This is a genomic window from Nonomuraea sp. NPDC052116 (assembly GCF_040680035.1).
Classification (GTDB): domain Bacteria; phylum Actinomycetota; class Actinomycetes; order Streptosporangiales; family Streptosporangiaceae; genus Nonomuraea; species Nonomuraea angiospora_A.
Genome location: NZ_JBFAWA010000004.1, coordinates 286,776 through 311,505 on the forward strand (window position 1 = coordinate 286,776; position 24,730 = coordinate 311,505).

At 70.9% G+C, this 24,730-nt stretch carries 24 protein-coding genes and 1 tRNA gene; 11 read left to right on the top strand and 14 right to left on the bottom strand.

The features are described from left to right. Nucleotides 1-56 precede the first annotated feature (56 nt). Nucleotides 57-311 carry a signal peptidase I gene (locus tag AB0L65_RS09405; protein ID WP_350725795.1) on the bottom strand — a complete coding sequence of 85 codons (255 nt, stop codon included), beginning with the start codon at nt 309-311 and terminating at the stop codon, nt 57-59. A 170-nt stretch (nt 312-481) separates the two neighbouring features. On the opposite strand from AB0L65_RS09405, the gene AB0L65_RS09410 reads away from it, so the two are divergent. From AB0L65_RS09410 to AB0L65_RS09420, 3 genes are all read left to right on the top strand, one after another. Continuing rightward, on the top strand, nt 482-1,201 hold the full coding sequence (locus AB0L65_RS09410; protein WP_364242384.1) for a methyltransferase domain-containing protein: 720 nt from the start codon (nt 482-484) through the stop codon (nt 1,199-1,201). Between the two features lie 70 nt (nt 1,202-1,271). Beyond that, a complete protein-coding gene (gene cysC / locus AB0L65_RS09415; RefSeq protein ID WP_364242387.1) occupies nt 1,272-2,486 on the top strand; it encodes an adenylyl-sulfate kinase in 1,215 nt (404 codons plus the stop codon). Then, entirely contained in the window at nt 2,483-3,358 is an 876-nt protein-coding gene (locus tag AB0L65_RS09420) for a sulfite exporter TauE/SafE family protein (protein ID WP_364242389.1), read from the top strand. Before cysC ends, AB0L65_RS09420 begins: the two co-directional genes overlap by 4 nt. On the opposite strand, the gene AB0L65_RS09425 is transcribed toward AB0L65_RS09420, so the two are convergent. Continuing rightward, on the bottom strand, nt 3,303-4,313 hold the full coding sequence (locus AB0L65_RS09425; RefSeq protein ID WP_350726204.1) for a hypothetical protein: 1,011 nt from the start codon (nt 4,311-4,313) through the stop codon (nt 3,303-3,305). The genes AB0L65_RS09420 and AB0L65_RS09425 overlap by 56 nt on opposite strands. A 323-nt stretch (nt 4,314-4,636) precedes the next feature. Here AB0L65_RS09425 and AB0L65_RS09430 point away from each other — a divergent pair, with 323 nt between their 5' ends. The 6 genes from AB0L65_RS09430 to AB0L65_RS09455 are packed head-to-tail and all read left to right on the top strand — an operon-like array spanning nt 4,637 to nt 11,063. After that, nucleotides 4,637-5,908, top strand: a complete 1,272-nt coding sequence (locus AB0L65_RS09430; protein ID WP_364242392.1) for a Wzz/FepE/Etk N-terminal domain-containing protein — start codon at nt 4,637-4,639, stop codon at nt 5,906-5,908. Then, nucleotides 5,905-7,185, top strand: a complete 1,281-nt coding sequence (locus AB0L65_RS09435; RefSeq protein WP_364242395.1) for a hypothetical protein — start codon at nt 5,905-5,907, stop codon at nt 7,183-7,185. Before AB0L65_RS09430 ends, AB0L65_RS09435 begins: the two co-directional genes overlap by 4 nt. Beyond that, on the top strand, nt 7,182-8,078 hold the full coding sequence (locus AB0L65_RS09440) for a hypothetical protein (protein WP_364242397.1): 897 nt from the start codon (nt 7,182-7,184) through the stop codon (nt 8,076-8,078). Before AB0L65_RS09435 ends, AB0L65_RS09440 begins: the two co-directional genes overlap by 4 nt. A 5-nt stretch (nt 8,079-8,083) precedes the next feature. Further along, a complete protein-coding gene (locus AB0L65_RS09445) occupies nt 8,084-8,929 on the top strand; it encodes a sulfotransferase domain-containing protein (protein ID WP_364242831.1) in 846 nt (281 codons plus the stop codon). Further along, the gene (locus tag AB0L65_RS09450) at nt 8,917-10,182 is read left to right on the top strand and encodes a polysaccharide biosynthesis C-terminal domain-containing protein (protein WP_364242400.1); all 1,266 of its coding nucleotides are present in this window, start codon (nt 8,917-8,919) and stop codon (nt 10,180-10,182) included. The genes AB0L65_RS09445 and AB0L65_RS09450 overlap by 13 nt, the downstream gene beginning before the upstream one ends. Beyond that, nucleotides 10,179-11,063: a sulfotransferase gene (locus tag AB0L65_RS09455; RefSeq protein ID WP_364242403.1), complete on the top strand. Its 885-nt coding sequence runs from the start codon at nt 10,179-10,181 to the stop codon at nt 11,061-11,063. Before AB0L65_RS09450 ends, AB0L65_RS09455 begins: the two co-directional genes overlap by 4 nt. Here the strand turns inward: AB0L65_RS09455 and AB0L65_RS09460 are convergent. From AB0L65_RS09460 to AB0L65_RS09515, 12 genes are all read right to left on the bottom strand, one after another. After that, entirely contained in the window at nt 11,053-11,949 is an 897-nt protein-coding gene (locus AB0L65_RS09460) for a WecB/TagA/CpsF family glycosyltransferase (protein WP_364242406.1), read from the bottom strand. The genes AB0L65_RS09455 and AB0L65_RS09460 overlap by 11 nt on opposite strands. After that, the gene (locus AB0L65_RS09465; RefSeq protein ID WP_364242409.1) at nt 11,946-12,827 is read right to left on the bottom strand and encodes a glycosyltransferase; all 882 of its coding nucleotides are present in this window, start codon (nt 12,825-12,827) and stop codon (nt 11,946-11,948) included. Before AB0L65_RS09465 ends, AB0L65_RS09460 begins: the two co-directional genes overlap by 4 nt. Next, nucleotides 12,824-13,720 carry a sulfotransferase gene (locus AB0L65_RS09470; protein WP_364242412.1) on the bottom strand — a complete coding sequence of 299 codons (897 nt, stop codon included), beginning with the start codon at nt 13,718-13,720 and terminating at the stop codon, nt 12,824-12,826. Before AB0L65_RS09470 ends, AB0L65_RS09465 begins: the two co-directional genes overlap by 4 nt. Before the next feature lie 87 nt (nt 13,721-13,807). Beyond that, the gene (cysN, locus tag AB0L65_RS09475) at nt 13,808-15,070 is read right to left on the bottom strand and encodes a sulfate adenylyltransferase subunit CysN (RefSeq protein WP_364242414.1); all 1,263 of its coding nucleotides are present in this window, start codon (nt 15,068-15,070) and stop codon (nt 13,808-13,810) included. Continuing rightward, nucleotides 15,070-15,984 (bottom strand): sulfate adenylyltransferase subunit CysD, encoded by a 915-nt coding sequence (cysD, locus tag AB0L65_RS09480; protein WP_350725820.1) that lies wholly within the window; start codon nt 15,982-15,984, stop codon nt 15,070-15,072. The genes cysN and cysD overlap by 1 nt, the downstream gene beginning before the upstream one ends. A 20-nt stretch (nt 15,985-16,004) precedes the next feature. Further along, nucleotides 16,005-16,769, bottom strand: coding sequence for a 3'(2'),5'-bisphosphate nucleotidase CysQ (locus tag AB0L65_RS09485; protein WP_364242417.1), 765 nt, complete (start codon nt 16,767-16,769; stop codon nt 16,005-16,007). Further along, nucleotides 16,769-18,208 (bottom strand): sugar transferase, encoded by a 1,440-nt coding sequence (locus AB0L65_RS09490; protein WP_364242420.1) that lies wholly within the window; start codon nt 18,206-18,208, stop codon nt 16,769-16,771. Before AB0L65_RS09490 ends, AB0L65_RS09485 begins: the two co-directional genes overlap by 1 nt. Nucleotides 18,209-18,316: 108 nt before the next feature. Beyond that, nucleotides 18,317-18,901, bottom strand: a complete 585-nt coding sequence (pth, locus tag AB0L65_RS09495) for an aminoacyl-tRNA hydrolase (protein WP_350725826.1) — start codon at nt 18,899-18,901, stop codon at nt 18,317-18,319. A gap of 63 nt (nt 18,902-18,964) precedes the next feature. Next, nucleotides 18,965-19,579, bottom strand: coding sequence for a 50S ribosomal protein L25/general stress protein Ctc (locus tag AB0L65_RS09500; RefSeq protein ID WP_364242423.1), 615 nt, complete (start codon nt 19,577-19,579; stop codon nt 18,965-18,967). 100 nt (nt 19,580-19,679) lie between these two features. Further along, nucleotides 19,680-20,657, bottom strand: coding sequence for a ribose-phosphate diphosphokinase (locus AB0L65_RS09505; protein ID WP_364242425.1), 978 nt, complete (start codon nt 20,655-20,657; stop codon nt 19,680-19,682). Beyond that, nucleotides 20,654-22,105 (bottom strand): bifunctional UDP-N-acetylglucosamine diphosphorylase/glucosamine-1-phosphate N-acetyltransferase GlmU, encoded by a 1,452-nt coding sequence (gene glmU / locus AB0L65_RS09510; RefSeq protein WP_364242428.1) that lies wholly within the window; start codon nt 22,103-22,105, stop codon nt 20,654-20,656. Before glmU ends, AB0L65_RS09505 begins: the two co-directional genes overlap by 4 nt. A 126-nt stretch (nt 22,106-22,231) precedes the next feature. Continuing rightward, nucleotides 22,232-22,303 (bottom strand) — tRNA-Gln (locus tag AB0L65_RS09515). A gap of 300 nt (nt 22,304-22,603) precedes the next feature. Between AB0L65_RS09515 and AB0L65_RS09520 the strand changes: the two genes are divergently transcribed. Further along, nucleotides 22,604-23,542, top strand: coding sequence for a fatty acid desaturase (locus AB0L65_RS09520; RefSeq protein WP_364242430.1), 939 nt, complete (start codon nt 22,604-22,606; stop codon nt 23,540-23,542). Nucleotides 23,543-23,585: 43 nt separating this feature from the next. Then, entirely contained in the window at nt 23,586-24,545 is a 960-nt protein-coding gene (locus AB0L65_RS09525; protein WP_364242433.1) for a TetR family transcriptional regulator, read from the top strand. Nucleotides 24,546-24,730: the final 185 nt, after the last annotated feature.

A 24,730-nucleotide genomic window follows, 5' to 3' on the forward strand; every position in this document is an offset into this window, starting at 1 on the left:
ACCCCCGGCCGGGTCAGGTCGCGGGGGTTCTCTCCAAGGGTACTCGCAGGCGCAGCTCAGCCGACCCGGTAACCGGCCACGGAGGGCCAGCGGACGGTGAGCACGGTCGAGGCCTCCTCCGCGCGCCACGAATGGTCGACGCCCTTGCCCCAGACCACGTAGTCACCCGGCTCGGCCAGCAGCACGCTGCGGCCCGGCAGCTCCACCCGGAACCGGCCGCTGATCAGGACCAGCAGGGCCGTGCGCGCCTCCCCCTTGACCCACTCCGCGCGCTCCTCGCCGGGCGCGTGCACCCCCCATTTGATCTCCACGTCGTCACTGTGCCTTGGGTCGCCGAGGGGTTTGAAATGACCCAGCAACCAGCCCCGGTCCATGGCCGCATCTACGCCCGCATTTCCTACGTAAACCTCGCCGTTCACGGGGAAGGATGCTAGCGAGGAAATGGCTCACTGAAACCGTTCGAGTGATTACTGTAGGTGACATGTCTGAGGTGCGATCGGTCGCCCAGCGGGGCGACGTCTTCGGTCAACGGGTCCGCGAGCACTGGTCCGGGCTGCCCGGCAGGCGGCTCGACGTGCTGGTCGCCGGGTGCGTGCACGACGAACCGCTCAACCTGGAAGAGATCGAGACGAGGGCCACCGGGGCCGACGAGGAGATCCCCGCCATCCGGGCGGTGCTCGAGGAGCGGGCCGACCTGGTGTCGTGGTCGCTGGGCGACCTGCGCAGCGTGCCGCTGCCGCCCAGGTCGTACGACGTGATCCAGCTGTCCTTCCTGCTGGAGCGCATCAAGCATTCGGAGCTGGTCTTCGACCGGCTGCTGCAGTCCCTGCGCCCGGGCGGCCTGGTGCTGCTGCGGATGCGCGACCGCAAGTCGGCCTACGGGCTGCTCGACCGGATCACGCCGTCGCTGCTGCGCCGCGTGTTCTGGCGCATGCTCGTCACCCCGGGCACCCCGGGGCCGCTGCCCGGCGTGTACGAGCCGCTGGCGTCGAGCGACGGCATCTACGCCTTCTGCCTCAGCCGGGGCCTCATGATCACCGACGACCAGCGCAACACCAGCGGCCCGGCCCGCCGGCGCAAGCTCACCGTCGCCGCGGTCGCGCTGGCCTCCAAGCTGAGCAACGGCCGCTACCCTGCCACCCATGACGAGATCACCATGGTGATCAGGAAGCCGCAACACCACTTCGCCCGGGTCCTCTAGCGGCACACTTGCATCAATCGGTAGACTCCATCCCTACCAATTCAATCGGAATAGTTGGGATGTTGGAGCCGTGGAGTGGACCCCCGATGCGCGCGAGCTGGCCGACCTCGAGCTGCTGCTCTCCGGCGCCTTCGAGCCGCTGACCGGGTTCCTGGGCCACGATGACCTGCACGCGGTGCACGAGCGGGGCACTCTCGCCGACGGCACGCCGTGGCCCGCATCCGTCACGCTCCACGTGTCCGCCGATCTCTCACCCGGCGACGAGGTCACGCTGCTCGACCCCGAGGGCCTGCCGCTGGCCGCCCTCACGGTGGCCGCCCAGGAGCCCGACGGACTGACCTCGGGGCCGGTCAAGGGCCTCGGCACGCCCGAACACGGCCCGTTCGCGCGCCTGCGGCGCACTCCGGCCGAGGTCAGGGCGGAGCTCGGCGGGCGTCCCGCGCTCGCCGTCACCATGCGGGGGCCCCTCGACGACCTCTCCGAGATCGTCGCCACCGCCAAGGAGCTCGACGCGCTCATCATGCTGCTCCCCCTCTCGTACGGCGAGCCGGGCCCCGCGGTCGTACGCGCCGCGCTCCGGGCCAAGGAGAAGCTGCCGGAGGACACGATCGTCGTCTCCGTGCCCCTGGCGCCCCGCGAGGAGCCCGAGATCGACCTGGAGCTGCGCGAGCACGTCGCCACCGCCTACGGGGCCGCCGAGCACCTGGCCGGCCCCAACCCCTTGCACATCCCCGGCCCGCCGCACCGCCGCGGCCTCGTGGTCTTCTTCACCGGCCTGTCCGGCTCCGGCAAGTCCACGATCGCCCGCGGCCTGCGCGACGCGCTGCTGGAGCTCGGCAGCCGCACGGTGACCTACCTCGACGGCGACGTCGTACGCCACCTGCTGTCCAAGGGCCTGACCTTCTCCAAGGCCGACCGCGACCTGAACATCCGCCGCATCGGCTTCGTCGCCGCCGAGGCCGCCCGCCACGGCGGCCTGGCCATCTGCGCCCCCATCGCCCCCTACGCGGCCACCCGCGAGGAGGTGCGCGAGATGGTCGAGTCGGTCGGGGCCGACTTCCTGCTCGTGCACGTCGCGACGCCGCTGGAGGAATGCGAGCGGCGCGACCGCAAGGGCCTGTACGCCAAGGCGCGCGCCGGCCTCATCCCCGAGTTCACCGGCGTCTCCGACCCCTACGAGGAGCCGGACGACGCCGAGCTGGTGATCGACACCACGCACATTTCGATCGACGCGGCCGTCTCCCAGGTCCTGGGGACGCTGCGGTCTGGAGGCTGGGTTCGGTGATCGACTTCCCCCTGATCCTCGGGTCCTTCCTCGTCGCGATCGTGGTCGGGCTGACCGGGATGGGCGGCGGGGCGCTCATGACGCCGATGATGATGCTGTTCTTCAACGTCCCGCCGCTGGCCGCGGTCTCCAGCGACCTGGTCGCCTCGGCCGTCATGAAGCCGGTCGGCAGCGCCGTGCACCTGCGCCGGGGCACGGTCAACCTGCGGCTGGTCGGCTGGCTGTGCGCGGGCTCGGTGCCGGCCGCCTTCTGCGGGGTGTTCCTGGCCCGCGCGTTCGCGGTCACCGACGCGGTCAAGTACGCGCTCGGCGTGGCGCTCCTGCTGGCCGTGGCCGGCATGGCGCTCAAGAGCTGGCTCGGCGCGCGGGAAGGCACGTCGAGCGCCCATGAGATCGTCGTGCGCCCAATTCCGACCCTACTGGTCGGTACGGTGGGCGGACTGGTCGTGGGAGTCTCCTCCGTCGGATCCGGATCGCTGATCATCGTGGCCCTGCTCGTCCTCTACCCGGCGCTCAAGGCCAACCAGCTCGTCGGCACGGACCTCGTCCAGGCCGTGCCGCTGGTGGCCTCCGCCGCGCTCGGGCACCTGCTGTTCGGCGACTTCCAGCTGGACCTCACGCTGTCGCTGCTCATCGGCTCGATCCCGGGCGTCTATCTCGGCGCCCGGATCTCCTCGCGCGCCCCCGGCGGCCTGATCCGGGCGCTGCTGGCCATCGTCCTGCTCGCCTCCGCGCTCAAGCTGCTCAACGTGAGCAACACCCTCACCGTCTGGGCCCTGGTGGCGGCCACGGCCGTCACGGTCGTGGGGTGGCGGATCACGGCCTCGGGACGGGTGTCGAGCGGAAGTAAGGATCCCGAGCCAGCTCGGTGAACGCCCGGTCGGCCCCCGAGCCGGTGTCGAAGCTGGTGTCGCCGCGCGGCGCCTGCGGCGAGTCGAAGTACAGCAGCGCCTTGATCTGCGGATATCGCTTGATCTGCCGCCGCACCGACTCGTAGAACGCCCGCTTGAACCCCCGGTCGTCGCTCCGCTCGAACACCCCCCACTCGGCCACCATGACCGGCTTGCCGGGGAAGCGCGCCTGCATCCACCGGTAGAACCCCGGCCAGTCCGGATATTCCTTGCGGGTCTTGTTCACCAGCCCCTCGAAGTCCTCGACCTTGCCGTCGGCGTACGGGTCCATGGCCACCCAGTCGACCACGTCGTCACCCGGGTAGAGGTCCTCGAACCACGGCTCGGCCGCCCAGTTGGGCGCCCCCATGTACGTCATGACCATGACGGCGTTCTTCACCCCCTCGGCCCGCAGCCTGGCCACGACGTGCCGGAACATGGCCGCGTAGTCGGTGGCCTGCATGCCCGAGCCCGACGACTCGTCCACGTCGTTCTCCGGCTCGTGGTGGAGGGTGAGGAAGAACCGCTCGGGAAAGGTGCGCCTGAGGTATCCGGCCAGCCGGTCGATCCGGGCGTCGAGCGCCCCGTCGGCGATCTCGGCCCAGGTGTGGTCGAGCGAGGGCTTCCAGTTGACCATGAGCAGCCGGGGCCTGGCCGGGTCGCGGGCCAGCCTGATCTCGGCGGGCGTGGGGAACAGCTCGCTGCCCCGGTGGTAGACGTGCACCACGTCGGCGGCGGCGCCCATGCGCGACTCGGCGCTGTGCAGGGCCTGGTCCAGCGGGGCGCCGCTGAAGACCTCCGGCGCGAGGCCCCACCAGGCGCCGCAGGACGGGATGAGCCTGGAGGTGGCCGTGCAGGAGGGCGAGCCCGAGGCTTCCTTGATCGCCACGGGCGCGCGCGCGTTGGAGCCCTCCGCCGTGGAACAGGCGGCCAGCATCACGATCACGGCCAGAATGAGCGCCGCGTTGGTGGTGTTATGAGAAATTCCCCGTAGCTGCAAAGCCTTTCAACCCCCTCGTCGAACGACCCCCGCCTATCAAACCGGATCCTTGCCATGCCGTTCCGGGAACTTCAGCAAGTGTGCCGTGTCTCGGCAGCTCGCGATGGGTATATGACCCAAGGAATTTTCCGGACATTTCCTTTTATAGCTGCCTTTACCTTGTGCCGTTCTGCAGAAAATCTTGGGTATTAGGCTTGGCTGATAATCGTCCGCCCTATAGTGGGCGCACATCTCGACGCAATTCCAGGAGACCCTCCCCAATGAGCTCCGGCACGGACCTGGACGAGCATCTCTCGCTGCTGCGCAGGCGATGGTTGCTGCTGGTGGGCTGCGTCGTGTTCGGCGGCACCGCCGGCCTCGCGCTCATGCGGCTCACGCCGTCCGCCTACACCGCGACCACGCAGGTGCTCGTCATGCCGGTGGGCCCGCAGGAGCCGGCCAACCAGGTGACCAGCCGCCAGCGCGAGGCGCTCAACCTCGACACCGAGGCCCAGGTCGCGCAGTCCGCCGTGGTCGCGGCGCGGGCGGCCAGGACGCTGCGGGTCGAGATCCCGGAGCCCGTCGAGGTCTCGGTGCCGCCCAACTCGGCGGTGCTGTGGATCTCGGTGACGGCCGCAGACGCCGGGGTCGCCGCGGCCCAGTCCCGCGCGTACGCCCAGGCGTACCTGGCCAACCGCCGCGAGAGCGCGCTGGCCGCGCTGACCGCCCAGCAGCAGGTGGTGCTGGGCAAGCTCAAGCAGGTCAACACCGCGCTCGACGCGGTGATCAAGCAGCTCGCCGGATTGACCAAGGGCACCCCCGAGCACACGATCGCCACCCAGCGGGAGAGCGTGCTCAACCGGCAGGCCGCCGGGCTCGCGCTGAGGTACGACGGGCTCAGGACGGTCGCGGTGACCCCCGGCACGATCATCAGCCAGGCCGCCCCGCCGACCGCGCCCAGCTCCCCCAGCCTGCCCCTCTACCTCGGCACCGGGCTGATGGCGGGCCTGCTCGCGGGCTCGGCCGCCGCCTACGCCCGTGACCGGCTCGACCGGCGACTGCGCACGGTCGCCGACGTCGAACGGCTGACCGGCCTGCCCGTGCTGGGCGACCTGTCGAGCCCGCGCGAGCCCGGCGTGGCCCACGAGCTGGCCTGCGCCGCGGTGGCCGCGTGTCCCGGCAAGCGGCTGCTGGTCCGGATCCTGCCGCCCGACCTGGAGGAGTCCGCCGACCCGGTGGCCGTCAGCCTGCCCCTGACGGTGCTCGACGGCTGCGACGTACGCGACCTGTCCAGGGCCGACGCGGCACTGCTGCTGGTGGGGCTCGGCCGGGCCACCTCGGTCCACGTCGCCGCCGCCGTACGACGGCTCGCCAGGCACGACGTACCCGTCATCGGCGTGGTGACGGTGACCGACGCGCTGCCGTCGTTCGTGCCGCTGCTGGAGCCGCGCACGCACACCCCGCTCGGCAAGCTCGTCGCCACGGGCGAGCTGGACCTGGGCGAGACCACCCCCATGCCCATGCACCCGCGGCGCCCCGGCCAGCCGACGTGAGAGGGCCCGCGTGGCCGATCGCGGCGCTGCTCGTCGGCTATCCGGTGTGGTGGGCGCTGGGGTTCGGCGGGCTGTCGGTGATCGTGGTGGCGGTGCCGATGGCGGTGATCCTGTGGCGGCGCCGGCCGATCAGGGTGCCGCGCGGGTTCGGGCTGTGGCTGCTGCTGATCGCCGGCTACCTGGTGAGCGGGCTCATGCTGTCGGAGATGCCGCCGGGCACGTACGGCGAGATCGGGCCCGGCCGGATCGTCGGCTACGTCATGCGGCTGGCGCTCTACACCGCCATCCTGATCATGGTGCTCTACCTGGGCAACCTCACCGAGCGCGAGCTGCCGCAGCTGCGGCTGGTGCGGATGCTCGGCGTGCTGTTCGTCACGACGGTCGCGGGTGGGCTGCTCGGCGTGTTCGTCCCGTCGTTCGCGTTCACCTCGCCGGTGGAGCTGCTGCTGCCCGACTGGGTGGCCTCCAACTCGTTCGTCCAGAACCTCATCCACCCCACCGCCGCCCAGACGCAGAAGGTGCTGGGCTTCGCCTCCCCCAGGCCGGAGGCGCCGTTCGAGTGGGCCAACGCGTGGGGCAGCAACGTGTCGGTGCTGCTGGTGTGGTTCGTGGTCGGGTGGTGGGTGTACGGAGGGCGGCGGCGGAAGGCCTTCGTGGCCGCCGTGGTCGCCCTGGCCGCGATCCCCATCGTCTACTCGCTCAACCGCGGCCTGTGGATCGGGCTCGGCCTGGCCGTGGCGTACCTGATCGTCCGGGTGCGCGGCCGGACCAGGGCAGCGCTCTGCGGGGCCGTCGCGGTGGCGGCGGTGGCGTTCGCGCTGAGCCCGCTCGCGCCGCTGGTCGCGCAGCGGCTGGACCGGCCGCACTCCAACGACATCAGGGCCTTCACCGTGACGGCCACCGTCGCGGCCGCCGGCCACTCGCCGCTCATCGGGTACGGCAACACGCGCAACGCCACGGGCAACCATCGCACGATCACCACGGGCCGCACCGAGTGGTGCGAGGGCTGCGGGCACCCGCCGCTGGGCAGCGACGGCCAGCTCTGGCTGCTGATCATCACGCAGGGGTTCACCGGGGCCGTGCTCTACGTGGCGTTCTTCGCGGGCGCGATCCGGCGTCACTGGGCCGACCGCAGCCCGATCGGGCTGGCCGGGGTGCTGGTGATGGGGCTGGTGCTGGTCTACATGTTCGTCTACGACGGCCTGGTCACCCCTCTCAGCCTCTATCTCATCTCGTTCGCCCTGCTGTGGCGCAACAGCCGAGGGGAAGTCACGTGAGCGACGCCGCCATCCGGCTCGACTATCTCGAGAAGACCGTGCGGCTGCTGTATCCGGGGCCGGGGTCGCCCCGGGCGTACACCGTGCTGCCGCACTCCGCCGTGCCCCGCCGCATGGTGCCGCGCCGCTGGTGGCACCCCTGGTCCCGGGTCGTCGTGCCGGGTGAGGGGTCCATCGCCACGTACCTGGGTGAGGTCTTCGGGCAGCCCGTAGAGACCGTCCTGCACGTGCGGCCGGCCGCGCGGGCCAACCGCAAGCCCGTCCTGGAGGCCCGCTCGGGCGGGCGGCTGCTGGCGTTCGTGAAGATCGGCGACAGCGCGCGGGCGCGCGCGCTGATCAACGCCGAGGCGGCGGCCCTGCGCAGGCTGGCCGGGCTGGAGCTGGACACGGTGGTGCCGCCCGCCGTGCTGCACCACGGCAGTTGGCGGGGGCTGGCGGTGCTGGCGCTGTCGCCGCTGCCGGTGCGGCGCGGCCGGGTGCCGCGGCCGCTGCTGGTCGACGCGATCAGGGAGATCGCGGCCACCGGTGGGCCGCGCGCCGCCTGGCACGGGGATCTCGCGCCGTGGAACATGTGCCCGTCCCCCGACGGCCGGCTGCTGGTGTGGGACTGGGAGCGGTACGAGCTCGGCGTCCCCTACGGCTTCGACGCCGTGCACCACTTCTTCCAGCGGGCCCTGCGCAGGATGTCCCCGCGGGTCGCGGCGCGGGCGTGCGTGGCGCGGGCCTTCCGCGAGCTCGCGCCCCTGGGGGTGTCGGCCGTGGTGGCCAGGCAGACCGCGCTGCGCTATCTCATCGCGCTGGCCGACCGGCACGCCGCCGACGGGCACGCGCCGCTCGGGCCCCCGGACACCTGGCTCAACCCGGTCGTCGACCACGAGGAGCTGCTCACGTGAAGACCATGAAACGGTCGGTGCTGTCGCTGTCACGCGCCACGGGGAGGATCACGTCGGGGGTGCGGGTGCTGCCGTCGTTCCTGATCGCGGGGGCGCAGCGGTGCGGCACGACCTCGCTGTACCGGGCGCTGGCCCAGCATCCGCTGCTGCTCAAGCCGGTGCTGCACAAGGGGGTGCACTACTTCGACGTCGGCTACGCGCGGGGACAGCACTGGTACCAGGCGCACTTCCCGCTGCGGATGAGCGCCGGGCTGGTCGAGCACCGGTACGGCTCGCGGGCGCTGGCGTTCGAATCGTCCCCCTATTACCTGTTCCATCCGCTGGCCGGTGAGCGGATCGCCGCCGACCTGCCCGAGGTGCGGCTGATCGTGCTGGTACGCGATCCGGTCGAACGCGCCTGCTCGGCCCACGCCCACGAGCTGGCCAGGGGCTACGAGACGGAGTCGCTGCTCGAGCACGCGATCGAGCTGGAGCCCGAGCGGCTGGCGGGGGCCGAGGAGGCGCTGCGCGAGTCGCCCTTCTCCCTGCACCACTCCCACCGCCACCACGCGTACGTGGCCCGCGGGCGCTACGCCGACCAGCTCGACCGGCTGGAGGCCCTGGTCGGCCGCGAGCGGATCCTGGTGCTCGACAGCCATCGGTTCTTCGCCGAGCCGGAGACCGCGTACGACCGGGTGCTGGCGTTCCTGGGCGTGCCGCATCTCGGCTTTCCGCTGTTCGAGCGGCACAACGGCCGCCCCCTCCCGCGGCCGGTGCCGCGGGTGCTGGCGCGGGAGCTGCGCGACCACTTCGAGCCGTACGACGCCCGGCTGGTGCGGTGGCTGGGAGCGGAGCCTTCGTGGCGGCGGTGACCGCGGTCGCGGACCGGCGGCTGCGGCGTGGCGGGATCGCGGGGGTGCTGGGGGCGGGCTGCGGGGCGGTCGCGCAGTTCGTCCTCGTGATGGTCGTGACCAGGGCGTTCAGTCCGGCCGACGCCGGGGCGTTCTTCACTGTCACCGCGATGGCCCTCATGGCGGCGGGGATCGCCAAGCTGGACGCGGGGAACGGGCTCGTGTTCTTCATCGCGCGGGCGAAGACGTACGACTATCTCGGCATATCCGGATATATCCGGGCGGCGCTCGTGCCCTGTGTGGTGGCCGCCTGCGTCGCGGGGGTCGTGCTCTACCCGCGGCTGGGGCCGCTCGCCGCGATCCTGCCCGTCATGGTGGTGGGGGACGTGCTGCTGGCCGCCACCCGGGGGTTCGGGGCCATGCGGCCCACCGTGCTCGTGGACGGGCTGCTGGTGCCTTTCTCGCAGCTCGCGCTGGTCACCTGCGCCGCGCTGTCGGGGGCGGTCTCGTGGCTGCCGGTGGCGTGGGGGGCGCCGTACGCGCTGGTGGCGGTCATCGCCTGGGCAGAGCTGCGCGGGCGGGTGCCGCGGAGCCCGTACCTGCCGGGGACGACCCGCGACCTGTGGCGGCACACGGCTCCCCGGTCGGTCGCGGGGGCGATCCAGGCGGTGTTCCAGCGGCTGGACATCGTGGTCGTCGCGCTGCTCGGCGGGCCCGCGCAGGCCGCCGTCTACACGGCCGCCACCCGGTTCAAGGTGGTCGGGCAGCTCGCGAGCCAGGGGCTGGCGCAGGCCGTACAGGCTCGGCTGGTGAGCGCGCTCGCGGACGGCGAGCGGGCGCGGGCCGGGGAGCTGTACCAGACCGCCACGATCTGGCTGGTGCTGCTGACGTGGCCGGTGTGGCTGGCGTACGCGGCGCTGGCGCCGTGGCTGCTGCGGCTCTTCGGCCCCACGTACGGGTCCGCGGTCCCGGTGGCCCTCGTGCTGGCGGGGACGATGATGGTAGCGACGGCCTGTGGGATGGTGGACGTCGTGCTGACGGCCGCCGGGCACACGGGCACGAGCCTGCTCAACCTGGTGGCGGCGATCACCTGCACGGTGGCGCTGGACGTGGCGTTGATCCCCGTCCACGGCGCGTTCGGGGCGGTCATCGGCTGGTCGGGCGGCGTGCTCGTCAAGAACCTCCTCCCGCTGTGGCAACTGCACCGCCGCTACGGCCTCCACCCCTTCGGCCGCCACACCCTGCCCGCTCTCCTTCACCGGAGGACGGTATGACGGTCCTGGTGACGGGGTTGCCCAGGAGTGGTACGAGCTGGACCGGCAAGATGCTCGCCGCCGGCGGCGACCTGGTCTACGTCAACGAGCCGCTCAACCCGCAGCACCCACCCGGCCGCTGCCCGGGCGTGCTCAGGGCCACCGTGACCCACCGGTTCCAGTACATCTGCGACGACAACGCCGCCGACTGGCTGCCCGCCTTCCGCGACACGGTGGCCCTGCGCTACCGCTGGCTCTCCGAGCTGCGCGCCAACCGCTCCCCGTACGACCTGGCCCGCCTGCTCCGCTACGGCACCGCCTTCGCCGTCGGCCGCCTGAGGGGCCGCCGGGCACTGCTGGACGACCCGTTCGCGGTGCTGAGCGCGGGCTGGTTCGCCGCCTCCCTGGGCTGCCGGGTGATCGCGCTGGTGCGGGATCCGGTGTCGTTCGTGGCGAGCTGGCAGCGGCTCGGCTGGACGGTCTACTTCCACGAGCTGCTCGAACAGCCGCTCCTGGTCCGCGACCACCCCGAGCTGCTGGAGCTGCGCGCGCTCGTCGGCTCCCAGGACCGCCTCGCCAAGGCGGCCGCGCTGTGGCGGGCGACCCGCGCGATCCTGGACCGCACGCCCGGCGTCCGCGTCACCTCGTACGAGTCGCTGGCCGCCGACCCGCTGACCGGCTTCCGCGGCCTGTACGCCTACGCCGGCCTGCCATGGACGCCCGCGGCCGAACGCCGCATCACGCGGGCCTGCACGGGCCCGTCCGGGGCGGGCACGGGGTTCGCCTGGTCGGGCCTGTCCCGCACGGCCTACCGCCCCATGGACTCCCGCCGCGCGCTCGACGACGCCGCCCGTGGGCTCAGCCCGCGGGACGCGGCCCGGGTCCGCGCCCTCACCTCATGAGGCGGGTGACCAGGCTGCCTCCCAGCAGCCGTGCCGCGAACGGCAGGTCGTCGACCAGATAGCGGCGCGCCAGCCGCCCCGGCTCGCAGCCCAGCCGGTACGCCCACTCCAGCCCGGCCCTGCGCATCCATTCCGGCGCCCTGGAGACCGTGCCGGCGGCGAACGCGATCGCCGCCCCGCACCCCACGAACCACGCCTCCGGCAGCTCCTCCCTCAGGTCGGCGATGAGCCGGTCCTGCCGGGGGAACCCGAGCCCGACGAACACCACCCTCGGCCGGGCCGCGGCCACCATCCTCCGGACGCGCGCGCTCCCCGCGGGGGTCGTGTCGAAGTGGTACGGCGGCGCGTGCACCCCGCACACCTGCAGCCGGGGATGACAGCTCGTGAGCTCCTTGCCGGCCCTGCGGGCCACGCCGGGAGGGCCGCCCAGCAGGTAGACGGGCCAGCCCCGGCGGGCGGCGAGCTTGCTGAGCGACCAGATGAGGTCCGCGCCCGTGACCCGCTCGGGCACCGGGGTGCCGAGCAGCCTGGCCGCCCACACCAGCGGCATCCCGTCGGGCACCACCAGCTCGGCGGTGCACACGAGCTCCCGGAGTGCGGGGTCGGTGGCGGCGGCGCGGCAGATGTCGACGTTCGGGGTGACGATGCGGCCTCCCCTGCCGGCCTCCAACTCGGCCTCCACCCACCGGACCACCTCGTCCTCGGTGAGCGCGTCCACCCCGATCCCGCCCACCCGCACCCGATCCCACCAGCGGACGGAGGCCGCCGCCCGCGCGCGCGGCGGCCCGTCGGGGAGGGTGGGTGGAGACGGGATGGCGTCCTGGCGCGGGGCCTCGGGGAGGCGCTGGAGCGGTACGTGCGCAGTGGTGGTCTCGGTGCGAGTCAAATGCCGTGCCCCCTACGGTGAAGTGCGGAAAGAACCGCCGGCGCGGAGATGAGGCCGGCCGCCACCGCCAGGGCGATCGGGGCGCGCGGCTCCCCGGCCCGGGCCCCCATGGCGCGCACGGCCCAGCGGACGGCCTCGCGGCGGTGGCCGAGCGCCGCGTGGCCGAAGGCCAGCTGGCCGTAGACCCGTGCCGCGCCGCGCGGGTCCACGGCCAGTTCGGGGTGCCGGGCGAGCATCCAGTCGAGCCCGGCAATGCGGTCCGCCCATCGGGCGACATAGTGGGATCCACCCCAGCGCACCCGGACGAGCGGGCGGTCCACATGGGTGATCGGCCGGCGTCCGGCGGCGCGCAGGGCCAGGTCCCAGTCCTCGTTCTGGCCGCCCGGGGCGCTCTCGTCCACCCGCAGCGCGCCGCGCTCGAACAGGAACGTCGACGAGTGCACCATCACCATGCGCGAGCGGACCAGGTCGTCCGCCGTCACCGTGTCGCAGCCGGCCAGGCGGGCCACGCGGCGGTGCCCGTACTCCACCTCGATGCCGCAGCTCGCGAACTCGCCGCCGCGCTCGGCCAGCGCCCGCGTCTGGGCGGCGAGCTTGCCGGGCAGCCACACGTCGTCGTCGTCGCAGAAGGCGACGAGGTCGGTGTCGCAGGCCGCGATGCCGGTGTTGCGGGCGCCGGGGAGGCCCGGGGTGAGCGTGTTCGGCAGGACCGGGACACAGGCAGGCACCTCGATGTCCCCAGGGGCGGCGCCGTCGGCGACCACCACCACGGACAGGTGACCCGGGTAGTCCTGGGCCAGCGCCGACTCCACCGCCTCGCGCAACTGCGCCGGGCGGTCGCCCCGGGTCGGGATCACCACCCCTATGGAGGGAGTCACGCGAACCCCCGATAGCCGTAGCGGGCCCTGAGCGGCCACGTGAGGGCGTTGACCACCCGGCGGTCGCCCTCTTGCAGGCCCGTCACCCACGCGTCGTCCGGGCGCAGCTCGATCCGCCCCACGTGGAAGCGCATCGGGTTGCCGGACGCGGTGTGGGAGGGCCCGAGCCAGGCCGTGCGACCGTCCAGGAACGGCAGCTCCGGCTCCGCCAGGCCGAGCCCGAGCGCCAGAGAGCTGAGCGTGGGCCCGGGCGCGGCGAGAAGGTCCTCGTAACGGACCCTGGTGACGCGGGCCCCGCGTCCCGGCAGGAGCTCCAGCGCGGCGTTCTGGGCCGTCCAGTGGACGGCCGTGTGGGCGGGCCGCCACCGGGTCATGGGCCGCCCGTCCTCGGGGCGCCGCACCGTCCTGGCCCAGGAGTGGGCGACGGCGCGCGGGTCCCTGACCACGTGGACGATCCGTACGTCCACCCCGGCGGCCACCAGGCAGCAGGCCAGCGACGCGTGCTTGCTGGAGTCGATCACGACCGGCGCGCCCGCGGCCTCGTACAGGAGCCGGTACGCCTGCACGTACTCGGCCAGGTCGGGATGCGCGATCCGCGCGATCCTGCGCGTGCGGTCGACCCGGCGCCGCAGCGTCAGGACCTTCCCGGCCAGCGCCGGGCTCCATCCGCCGAACGCCCGCTCCCCCACCTGCCGCCAGAAGGGGCAGTCGGGAAAGGCCACGCCGCACCCGCACAGCTCCCCCGCGAGCACGCTCCGCTCCCAGAGGTGCACGACCTCACCGAGCGCGACCACTCCCGGCAGCTCGCCCAGGAGCCGCTCGAGCAGTGTGGTGCCACTGCGCCCGAGGCCGCCCAGGTAGATGACCCGGGTGGTGCTTTCGCGGTCGGTCACGAAAAAGGGCCTTCACGTCGTGAACACGGAACGCGAAGACCCTATCGCGGAGAGTAACCGAAGGTCGGGGAACCCGGAAAGATCTACCTAACGGGCGTCGATGACCATGCCGGCGCCGACGGTGCCGTTCGTGGCCTCGTCCACCAGGATGAAGCCGCCGGTGAGCCTGTTACGCGCGTAGTCGTCCACGAACAGCGGCTGGGTGATCCGCAGCGACACCCGCCCGATCTCGTTGAGGCCGAGGGAGGTCGCCTCCTCGTCGCGGTGCAGGGTGTTGACGTCGAGCCGGTAGTGCAGGTCGCGCACCATGGCACGGGCCGTACGGGTGGTGTGCTTGATCGTCAGCTTGGAGCGCGGCGTCAGCTTGAGCCCGTCGGCCATCCAGCAGACCATCGCCTCCAGCTCCTGCGCCACCTGCGGCTGGTTGTTGGGCCGGGCGATCATGTCGCCGCGCGAGATGTCGAGGTCGTCCTCGAAGCGCAGCGTCACCGACATGGGCGGGAACGCCTCCTCCACCGGCCCGTCGAAGGTGTCGATCGAGGCGATGCGGGTCGTGAGCCCCGAGGGCAGGTGCACGACCTCGTCGCCGGGCTTCAGCACGCCGCCCGCGACCTGGCCCGCGTAGCCGCGGTAGTCGTGGAAGGCCTGCTCGGTGGCCCGCTGCGGGCGGATCACGTACTGGACCGGGAAGCGCACGTCGACCAGGTTGCGGTCGGAGGCGATGTGGACGTTCTCCAGGTGGTGCAGCAGCGACGTGCCGAGATACCACGGCATGTTCTCGGAGCGCGAGACCACGTTGTCGCCGTTGAGCGCGGAGATCGGGATGAAGGTGAGGTCGGCGACGTTCAGCTTGGACGCGAACGCCGTGAACTCCTCCTTGATCTCGTCGAACCGCTCCTGGGAGTAGCCGACCAGGTCCATCTTGTTGACGGCCAGCACCAGGTGGGGCACCCGCAGCAGCGTGGTCAGGAACGCGTGCCGCCGCGACTGCTCCAGCACGCCCTTGCGGGCGTCGATGAGGATGATCGCCAGGTCGGCCGTGGAGGCGCCGGTGACCATGTTCCGGGTGTACTGGATGTGGCCGGGCGTGTCGGCGATGATGAACTTCCGCCGGGGCGTCGCGAAGTAGCGGTACGCCACGTCGATCGTGATGCCCTGCTCCCGCTCGGCCCGCAGGCCGTCGGTCAGCAGCGACAGATCGGTGTATTCGGTGCCCCGGTCGCGCGAGGTGCGCTCGACCGCCTCCAGCTGGTCCTCGAAGATCGCCTTGGAGTCGAAGAGCAACCGTCCGATGAGGGTGGACTTACCGTCATCGACACTTCCCGCTGTGGCAAAGCGAAGAATGTCCATTAGAAGTAGCCTTCCCTCTTCCTGTCCTCCATCGCGGCCTCCGACGCGCGGTCGTCGGCCCTGGTGGCCCCGCGCTCGGTGATCCGGGTGGCCGCGATCTCCTCGATGATCTCCTCGACCGTGGCGGCCGTGGACTGCACGGCGCCCGTGCACGTCATGTCGCCCACGGTGCGGTAGCGCACCACGGCCTCGAACAGCGGCTCGTCGTCACCCCGCTGCACGACCTCGGAGTCGGGCAGCAGCATGCCGTCGCGCTCGAACACCTTGCGGGTGTGGGCGAAGTAGATGGAGGGGATCTCGATGCCCTCGCGCCTGATGTAGTCCCAGACGTCGAGCTCGGTCCAGTTGGACAGCGGGAAGACGCGGATGTGCTCGCCCTTGCGGATGCGCGAGTTGTAGAGGTTCCACAGCTCGGGGCGCTGGTTCTTCGGGTCCCACTGGCCGAAGTCGTCGCGGAAGGAGAAGACCCGCTCCTTGGCGCGGGCCTTCTCCTCGTCGCGGCGAGCGCCGCCGAAGACCGCGTCGAACTCGTGCTCCTCGATCCCGTCGAGCAGCGTGGTGGTCTGCAGGCGGTTGCGCGAGGCGCGCCGCCCGGTCTCCTCGACCACGCGTCCGGCGTCGATGGAGTCCTGCACGCTGGCCACGATCAGCCGCGCGCCGAGCTCGGTGGAGCGGCGGTCGCGGAAGTCGATGACCTCGTCGAAGTTGTGACCCGTGTCGACGTGCATGAGCGGGAACGGGATGGCCGCGGGCCAGAACGCCTTCTCCGCGATGCGGAGCATGACGATCGAGTCCTTGCCTCCGGAGAAGAGCAGACAGGGACGCTCGAACTCGGCCGCAACCTCGCGCATGATGTGAATGGCTTCGGCTTCGAGCACGTCGAGCTGCGACGTCGTGTAGTCGCGCTGGAGCATGGGAGCTTCCTCCGGCGGTTTTAGCGGTGCAGGTCCCGAATCCCGCTGAGCAGCGATGTCGCTAGCTCAGGTAGGGAAACCAGGATATCCGGTAGTGACGGGTCGGCTTGGTTGTAGGTCAGCTCGGAGCCGTCGATCCGGCTCGCGTGGGCCCCGGCGGCCTGGGCGACGGCGACCGGCGCGGCGGAATCCCACTCGTACTGGCCCCCGGCGTGTACGTACGCCTCGACCTCGCCGGTGAGCACCGCCGAGATCTTCGCCCCGGCGGACCCGATGGGGACCAGGTCGGCTCCGAGGAGGTAGGCCAGCTTCTGCACGAACTCCGGCGGGCGCGTGCGGCTCACCGCGATGCGGAACCGCCCCCCGTCGAAGGAGCGCGGCCCGGGCGGCTCCGCGGTGGTCAGCGTGCGGCCCTGGGCGGGCAGCGCCACGGCGCCCGCGGTCAGCCTGCCGCCCTCCCACAGCGCCACGTGCACGGCCCAGTCGGACCGCCCCTCCTCGGCGAACTCGCGCGTGCCGTCGAGCGGGTCCACGATCCACACCCGGGACGCGCTGAGCCGGCGCGGGTCGAGCCGCTCCTCGCGGGTGGCCTCCTCCGACAGCACACTGTCGCTGGGACGGAGCCTGGCCAGCGACTCCATGAGGAAGACGTGGGAGGCCCGGTCGCCCTCCGCGCGCAGGGCGGAGGAGTCGCCGAACCCGGTGCGCTCGCGAATGCGCAGCAGCCGCTCGCCCGCCTCGGTGGCCAGATCAGCGGCGAGTGCGTGGTCGTCGCGAATCGTCATCAATAAGCTCCTTGCCCGCGGGCGACGGCCGACCAAGTCTTCCACAGGATCTGGAGGTCGAGCGTGAGGGACCAGTTCTCGACATAACGCAGATCGAGGCGGACGGATTCCTCCCACGATAGGTCAGATCTACCACTGACCTGCCACAGGCCCGTCATCCCGGGGCGTACGAGGAGCCGTCTGCGCACGTCGTCGCCGTAGCGCGCCACCTCCTCCGGCAACGGGGGCCGGGGGCCGACGAGCGACATGTGGCCGCGTACGACGTTGATGAGCTGCGGCAGCTCGTCCAGCGAGGTGCGGCGCATCCGCGTGCCGAGCGGCGTGACCCGGGGATCGTTCCTGATCTTGAAGAGCACGCCGTCGCGGTCGCTGACCAAGGTGATCTTCTGCTGCTCGGAGCCGCGTCGCATGGTGCGGAACTTCAGGATCGTGAACAGCCGCCCGTCCCTGCCGACCCTGGTCTGCCTGAACAGCGCGGGTCCCGGACTCGTCACGCGTACGGCCACCGCCAGTCCCACCAGCAGCGGCGCGAGCAGCACCAGCAGCGCGGTGGCGACCAGCCGGTCGAAGATGTTCTTGACCAGTTTCCTGGCCCCGCCCAGCTCGGGGTGCTCCACGTGCAGGAGCGGCAGCCCGGCGGCCGGTCTGATCATGGTGCGCGGGCCCGCCACGTCCATCAGCGCCGGGGCGACCACCAGGTCGGTGTGGGTGCGCTCCAGCCGCCAGGCCAGCCGCCGCAGCGCCTGCCCGTCCATCTCGGGACAGGCCAGCACGGCCACGGTGTCGGCGCGGAACTGGTCGACCACGATCGGCACGTCGCTGAGGTCGCCGGCCACCGGCACCTCGCTCACGAAGTCGCCCGGCACGCCCCCCGGCAGGCAGGCGGCCACGACGTCCATGCCGTGGTAGCGCTCCTTCCGGAACAGCCGCACCAGCTCCTCGACGGACGTCTCGTGCCCGACGGCGACCACCTTGCGCATGCACTCCCCCGCCGCCCTGCGCCGGTGCAGGGAGCGGCGCAGGGCGTACCTGAGGAGCAGCGTGAGCAACGTCACCAGCGGCAGCGCGAGCACGACGTAGCCCCGGGCGACGTCGGTCTTGGTCAGGTAGGAGCCGATGGCGGTGCCCGCGGTCAGCGCGACGCCCGACTGCACGACCCGGCGGAACTCCTCGGAGCCGACGCCGAGCATGCGCGGCTCGTACGCGCGGTTGAGCGCCACCGCGAACGCCCACACCACCGGCAGGGCCAGGCTGACCAGCAGGTACGGCAGCACATACGGCGTGAGCTCGCCGAAGCGCACGTAGAAGGCGAGCCCGGACCCCACCCAGGCCCCGCAGAGGTCGCCCAGCACCGCGCGGAAGCGGTAGGAGCGGACCCAGGTGGGCGTGCGTGGGCTGACTCGCCAGGAGGCCACATGGCCCGGTCCGACGACGGCCATGAAGCCCTCACCCCGCACGCATGCCTCCAGGTGACCATTCCTGAACGGACAGTCACAGATGGTAGCTGCGGGAGAGGCAGGGAACCGGCGAACGGACCTATGTGGCGATCAGCGTGGAGGGCCCGAAATATGCAGATCAGACCGGTGGAAGTCGTTCTGGGTGACTTCGAGGCCGCGGGACATCAGCGACTCCACGACGTCGGCCGCCCGGTCCACGAGGAAGGGCAGGTCCTTGCGCTCCATGGTGGCGAAGTCCCGCAGCACGAAGGAGGCCGCGTCCATGCGCCCGGGCGGGCGCCCGATGCCGAAGCGGACCCGCAGGTAGTCGCGGGTGCCGAGGACCTTGGTGATCGACTTGAGGCCGTTGTGGCCGTTGTCGCCGCCGCCGAGCTTGGCCCTGAGCGCGCCGTACGGCACGTCGAGCTCGTCGTGGACGACGATCAGCCGCTCCGGGCCGATCTTGTAGAAGTCGGAGAGCGCCTTGACGGGCCCGCCGGAGAGGTTCATGTAGGTGAGGGGCTTGGCCAGGATCGCGGTGCTGGTCTCGCACACCTCGGCCCTGCTCTTGTGCGCCTTGAACCGCCCGCCGGCCCTGGCCGCGAGCTCGTCGAGCACCATGAAGCCCGCGTTGTGCCTGTTGCCCGCGTATTCGGGCCCGGGATTGCCCAGGCCGGCGATCAGCCAGCGATCCATCTGCACCCCTAACAGCGGAACGGGGCGGCTCGAGTCCGGCCGCCCCGTTCACGAATCGGACCGTTACTCGGCGGAAGCCTCTGCGGTCTCGCCCTCGGCGACCACACCCTCGGCGGCCTCGGCGGCCTCCTCCGGCGCCTCGACCGGCTTGGCGATCACCTGGAGCACGACGGACTCGGGGTCGGCGGCCAGCGTGGCGCCCTTCGGCAGCGCGAGCTGCGCGGCCGTGATGGCGGTGCCGACCTCCAGGCCCTCGACGTCGACCTCGACGCCGGTCGGGATGTGGGTGGCCTCGGCCTCGACGGCGACGGCGACGAGCTGCAGGTCGAGCAGGCCGTCGGTGTGGACGTCGCCGACCGTGTTGACCGGGATCTCGACCGTGACCTTCTCGCCGCGCTTGACCAGCAGCAGGTCGACGTGCTCGACGAAGCCCTTGATCGGGTCACGCTGCACGCCCTTGGGCAGGGCCAGCTCGTCGACGCCCTCACCCTTGAGGTGGATCAGCACGTTGGGCGTGCGGAGCGCGAGGAGCACCTCGTGGCCGGGCAGGGTCAGGTGCTTGGGGTCGATACCGTGCCCGTAGAGAACCGCGGGCACCTTGTCGGCGCGGCGGATCTTGCGAGCGGCGCCCTTGCCGAACTCGCTGCGCGGCTCGGCGGCGATACGTACTTCGGACATGACATCTCCTAGGGATGCTTGGAGTCTGGTGGGTGTCGGCGCTCTCCCTCACCCGCCCTAGCGGAAGGCGTTACGAGCGCAACCGGGCCAGTCTACTCGGTCACGTGTCACCCTCGAACAAGCTCGTGACCGAGCCGTCCTGGAAGACCTCGGTGATCGCGCGGGCGATGAGCGGCGCGATCGACAGCACCGTCAGCTTGTCGAACCTGTTGGCCTCCGCCAGCGGCAGCGTGTTGGTGACGATGACCTCGGAGATCCGGGAGTTCTTCAGCCGGTCGACGGCCGGGTCGGAGAAGACCGCGTGGGTGGCGGCGGTGATCACGTTGGTGGCGCCCTGCTCGTAGAGGGCGTCGGCGGCCTTGCAGATGGTGCCCGCGGTGTCGATCATGTCGTCGATCAGCACGCAGGTGCGGCCGCGGACCCGTCCGACGACCTCGCTGACCTTCACCTGGTTGGCCACGTCGAGGTCACGGCGCTTGTGGATGAACGCCAGCGGCGTGCCGAGCGTGTCGGCCCAGCGCTCCGACAGCCGGACGCGGCCGGTGTCGGGCGAGACGACGGTGGTGTTCTCCAGGTCGAGCTTGTTCTTGAGGTAGCTCTCCAGCACCGGCATCGCGAACAGGTGGTCGACCGGGCCGTCGAAGAAGCCCTGGATCTGCGAGGTGTGCAGGTCGATCGACATGAGCCGGTCGGCGCCCGCGGTCTTGAACATGTCGGCCATCAGCCGGGCCGTGATGGGCTCGCGGCCCCGGCCCTTCTTGTCCTGGCGGGCATAGCCGAAGAACGGCATGACCACGGTGATGCGCTTGGCGGAGGCCCGCTTCAGCGCGTCGACCATGATCAGCTGTTCCATGATCCACTTGTTGATGGGCGCGGTGTGGCTCTGGATGACGAAGGCGTCGCAGCCGCGTACGGACTCCAGATAGCGCGCGTAGATCTCGCCGTTGGCGAAGTCGATCAGCTTGGTGGGGGTGAGGGAGACGCCGACGTGATGGGCCACCTCGTCGGCGAGCTCAGGGTAGGCCCGGCCGGAGAAGAGCATGAGATTCTTCTCGCCCGGCTGTTTGATACTGCTCACGTGCCACTCTCCTGCTGCTCTTGCTCGGCCAGCGCCCGCTGGGCGGCCGCGGCCGACTTCGTGCCCGCGCGCCTGCGCAAGACCCATTTCTCGATGTTGCGCTGCCGCGCACGCGCCACGCCGATGGCGCCGGGAGGCACGTCGTCGACGATCACCGAGCCCGCCGCCGTGTAGGCGCCGTCATTGACCGTCACCGGAGCGACGAGCATGGTGTCGCAGCCGACGAACACCCCGTCGCGAATGGTCGTCTGGTGCTTGTTGACCCCGTCGTAGTTGACGAAGACGGTGGAGGCGCCGATGTTGACGTCGTCGCCGATGGTGGCGTCCCCCGCGTAGGACAGGTGCGGCACCTTGGAGCGCTCGCCGACCTTGGTGTTCTTCATCTCGACGAACGTGCCGGCCTTGGACTTGCGGCCGAGCACCGTGCCGGGGCGGAGGTAGGCGTAGGGGCCGACGCTGACCTCGGGGCCGATGTCGGCGCTGTCGCAGACGGCGTTGCGGACGACGGCGCCTTCGCCGACGCGGGTGTCGGTCAGCGTGGTGGCGGGGCCGACCTCGGCGCCGGACTCGATCACGGTGTCGCCGTGGAGCTGGGTGCCGGGGTGGATGACCACGTCGGGCGCGATCCGCACGCCGACGTCGATCCAGGTGCTGCCGGGGTCGATGATCGTCACCCCGGCGCGCATGTGGTCTTCGAGCAGGCGCAGGTTGAGCACCTTGCGGGCGGCGGCGAGCTGCACGCGGTCGTTGACGCCCTCGACCTCGACGAAGTCGCCCGCGACGCAGGCGCCGACCCGGTGGCCGTCGCCGCGCAGGATGGCCAGGACGTCGGTGAGGTATTCCTCACCCTGGGCGTTGTCGGTGGACACGCGCTTGACGGCGTCGGCGAGCAGCGAGCCGTCGAAGGCGTAGATCCCGGAGTTCATCTCCTTGATCGCGCGCTGCTCCGGGCTGGCGTCCTTCTCCTCGACGATCTCCAGCACGGCGCCGCTCTCGTCGCGGATGATCCGCCCGTAGCCGGTCGGATCGGGCACGTTGGCCGTCAGCACGGTGACCGCGTTGCCTTCGGCCTCGTGCCGTTCGAGCAACTCGGCGAGGGTTCGCGGGCGCATGAGCGGCACGTCCCCGTACGTGACCAGCACGGTGCCGGAGATCACGCCGACCTCTTCGAGCACGGTGCGGACCGCGTGGCCGGTGCCACGCTGCTCATGCTGGACGACGGCGCGCGCGTCGGGGCTGGTGGCGGCCAGGTGGCCGCCGACCTGCTCCAGCGCGTGGCCGATGACGACGATCAGCTGCTCGGGACCGAGGCCCCGTGCGGCTGCGAGCATGTGATTGACCAGCGAACGGCCACATAGCTCATGCAGGACCTTGGGGGTCTGACTCTTCATCCGGGTACCCTCGCCCGCGGCGAGGACGATGACGGCTGCCGGGCGCGGCACACTCACGGACTGAGGCTCCCTGTGACTGGACGGATCAGGGCATTTGGTACGTCTACCGCACCGCTACCCTCCCGACACCGTGAGGATACCTGGACGCACCCGGAACATTCTCGCCGGGGGAGCAGGTCACAGCTCCCGGAAGAGGACTCGAACCCCTACAAAGTGGACCAAAACCACTTGTCCTGCCGATTAGACGATCCGGGACAGATCGGACACGTGGCGTCCGACACATCCCTACGATACCGATCCCGAACCCCGGCGCGCGCCCGTAATTGCGTCCCACACCCGGCTCGGGCGTGAAGTCCCAGGTAACGGCAGGTACGCGGCACGCCGACCGTATAACAGACCGCCCTAAAAGGCGCAAGGCGCGAACCCCACCCACCTTGTTCTGCAGAGCGTCACGTTCCCCCCATTAACGGCTTAGGGCTTCCTTACTTACGCTAGCGTAGGTTACGGTGGCGTAGCCCGGACATACATCCTCATACATGCCGTTGGAGGTCGTCCATGACCGTTGTCGCCGAGCGTTCTGCTCCGACGCCGAAGCCCGAATTCGAACCCGAGCCCAGATCCAAGGCAGAACTGGTCACCTTCACGCTCGTCGTCGGGCTGCCGCTGATCGCGATCGCGGCCGCGGTGCCGTTCGCGTGGGGATGGGGTCTCGGCTGGTCGGACATCGTCATCTCCTTCGTCTTCTACGTGGTCTCCGGGCTCGGCGTGACCGTGGGGCTGCACCGCTACTTCACCCACGGCTCGTTCAAGGCCAAGCGGCCGCTGAAGATCGCGCTGGGCATCGCGGGCAGCCTTTCGCTGGAGATGTCCGTACTCGACTGGGTGGCCACGCACCGCAAGCACCACAAGTTCTCCGACAAGGAGGGCGACCCGCACTCGCCGTGGCGGTTCGGCCCCGGCTTCAAGTCCCTGTCCAAGGGCCTCCTGTACGCCCACATGGGCTGGCTGTTCGAGAGCGAGCGGACCAACCGCGAGAAGTACGCTCCCGACCTGGTCAAGGACCCCGACGTCATGAAGCTGCACAAGTGGTTCGGCACGATCGCCATCACCTCCATCGTGCTCCCCGGCGTGATCGGCGGGCTCGTCACCTGGTCCTGGCAGGGCGCGCTGACCGCGCTGTTCTGGGGCTCGCTCATCCGCATCGGCCTGCTGCACCACGTGACCTGGTCGATCAACTCCATCTGCCACGTCTTCGGCGAGGAGGAGTTCCAGGTGCGTGACAAGTCGCGCAACGTCTGGTGGCTGGCCATCCCGTCCTTCGGCGAGTCCTGGCACAACCTGCACCACTCCGACCCGACCTGCGCCCGGCACGGTGCGCTCAAGGGCCAGATCGACCTGAGCGCCGGGTCCATCCGGATCTTCGAGAAGCTGGGCTGGGTGTACGACGTCCGCTGGCCCACCCCCGAACGCCTGGCGGCGAAGCGCATTGCCTGACGTAGATCAGCCGGTGAGCGGCCGCGCACCCGTGGCCGTCATTATGGAGACCGTGACCGAACCCCGATCTCGCAGGCGCATGTCCGGTAGCGAGCGCAGAGAGCAGCTGATCAGCATCAGCCGCACCCTCTTCGCGGAGAAGGGGTTCGACGGGACCTCTATCGAGGAGATCGCCGCTACCGCACAGGTGTCGAAACCCGTGGTCTACGAGCATTTCGGTGGCAAGGAAGGCGTCTACGCGGTCGTCGTGGACCGCGAGATGCAGAAGCTCCTCACCATGATCACCGAGGCGCTGGCCGCGTCCCATTCACTGATCAAACTGGAGCGGGCCGCGCTGGCGCTGCTCCAGTACATCGAGGAGAGCAGCGAGGGCTTCCGCATCCTGGTGCGCGACTCCCATGCCGCCTCCGGCACCGGCACGTTCGCGAGCCTGATCAGCGAGATCGCCAGCCAGGTCGAGGACGTGCTTGCCGACGAGTTCGCGGCCCGGGGCTACGACCCCAAGCTCGCGCCGATGTACGCCCAGATGCTGGTCGGCATGGTCGCGCTGACCGGTCAGTGGTGGCTCGACGTACGCAAGCCGGGCCGCGAGGAGGTCGCCGCCCACCTCGTCAACCTGGCCTGGAACGGCCTGACCGGGCTCAACCCCGACCCGGCGATCACCGCCGCGACCCGCGACCAGCCCGTCTCCGTCCCCGCCCCGGCCCCCGTCCCCGCCAAGCCGCGCACGAGCGAGAAGGAGCTGCGCGAGCTGGAGAAGGCTCGGGACAAGGAGCTCAGGGAGGCCGAGAAGGCGCGGGTGCGGGAGTTCAAGGAGGCGGAGAAGGCGCGGGTCCGGGACCTCAAGGAGCGGGAGCGGCTGCTCAAGGAGGCCGAGAAGGAGCGCGAGCGGGTGCTGAAGGAGGCGGAGAAGACGCGGGAGCGCGAGGAGAAGATCCGCCAGCGCGAGGCCCGCCTGGCCGAACGCACCGCCCGCCTCGAACAGGTGGACCACCAGGAGTAAACCGCCCTTAGGACCCCAGTCCGGAGGGCCTCGGCGGGAGGGGCGGATGTGGGAAGACGGTCCGGCGGTGGGCTTGAACAGGGGGGATGTCTTGAGTGACGATTGGGTAGAGCGTGGTTGACTTTCCGGGATAAGCCGTTGCGACCGCGTTAACGTTCTGTTCAACCAAACGGGGCAATATAGGC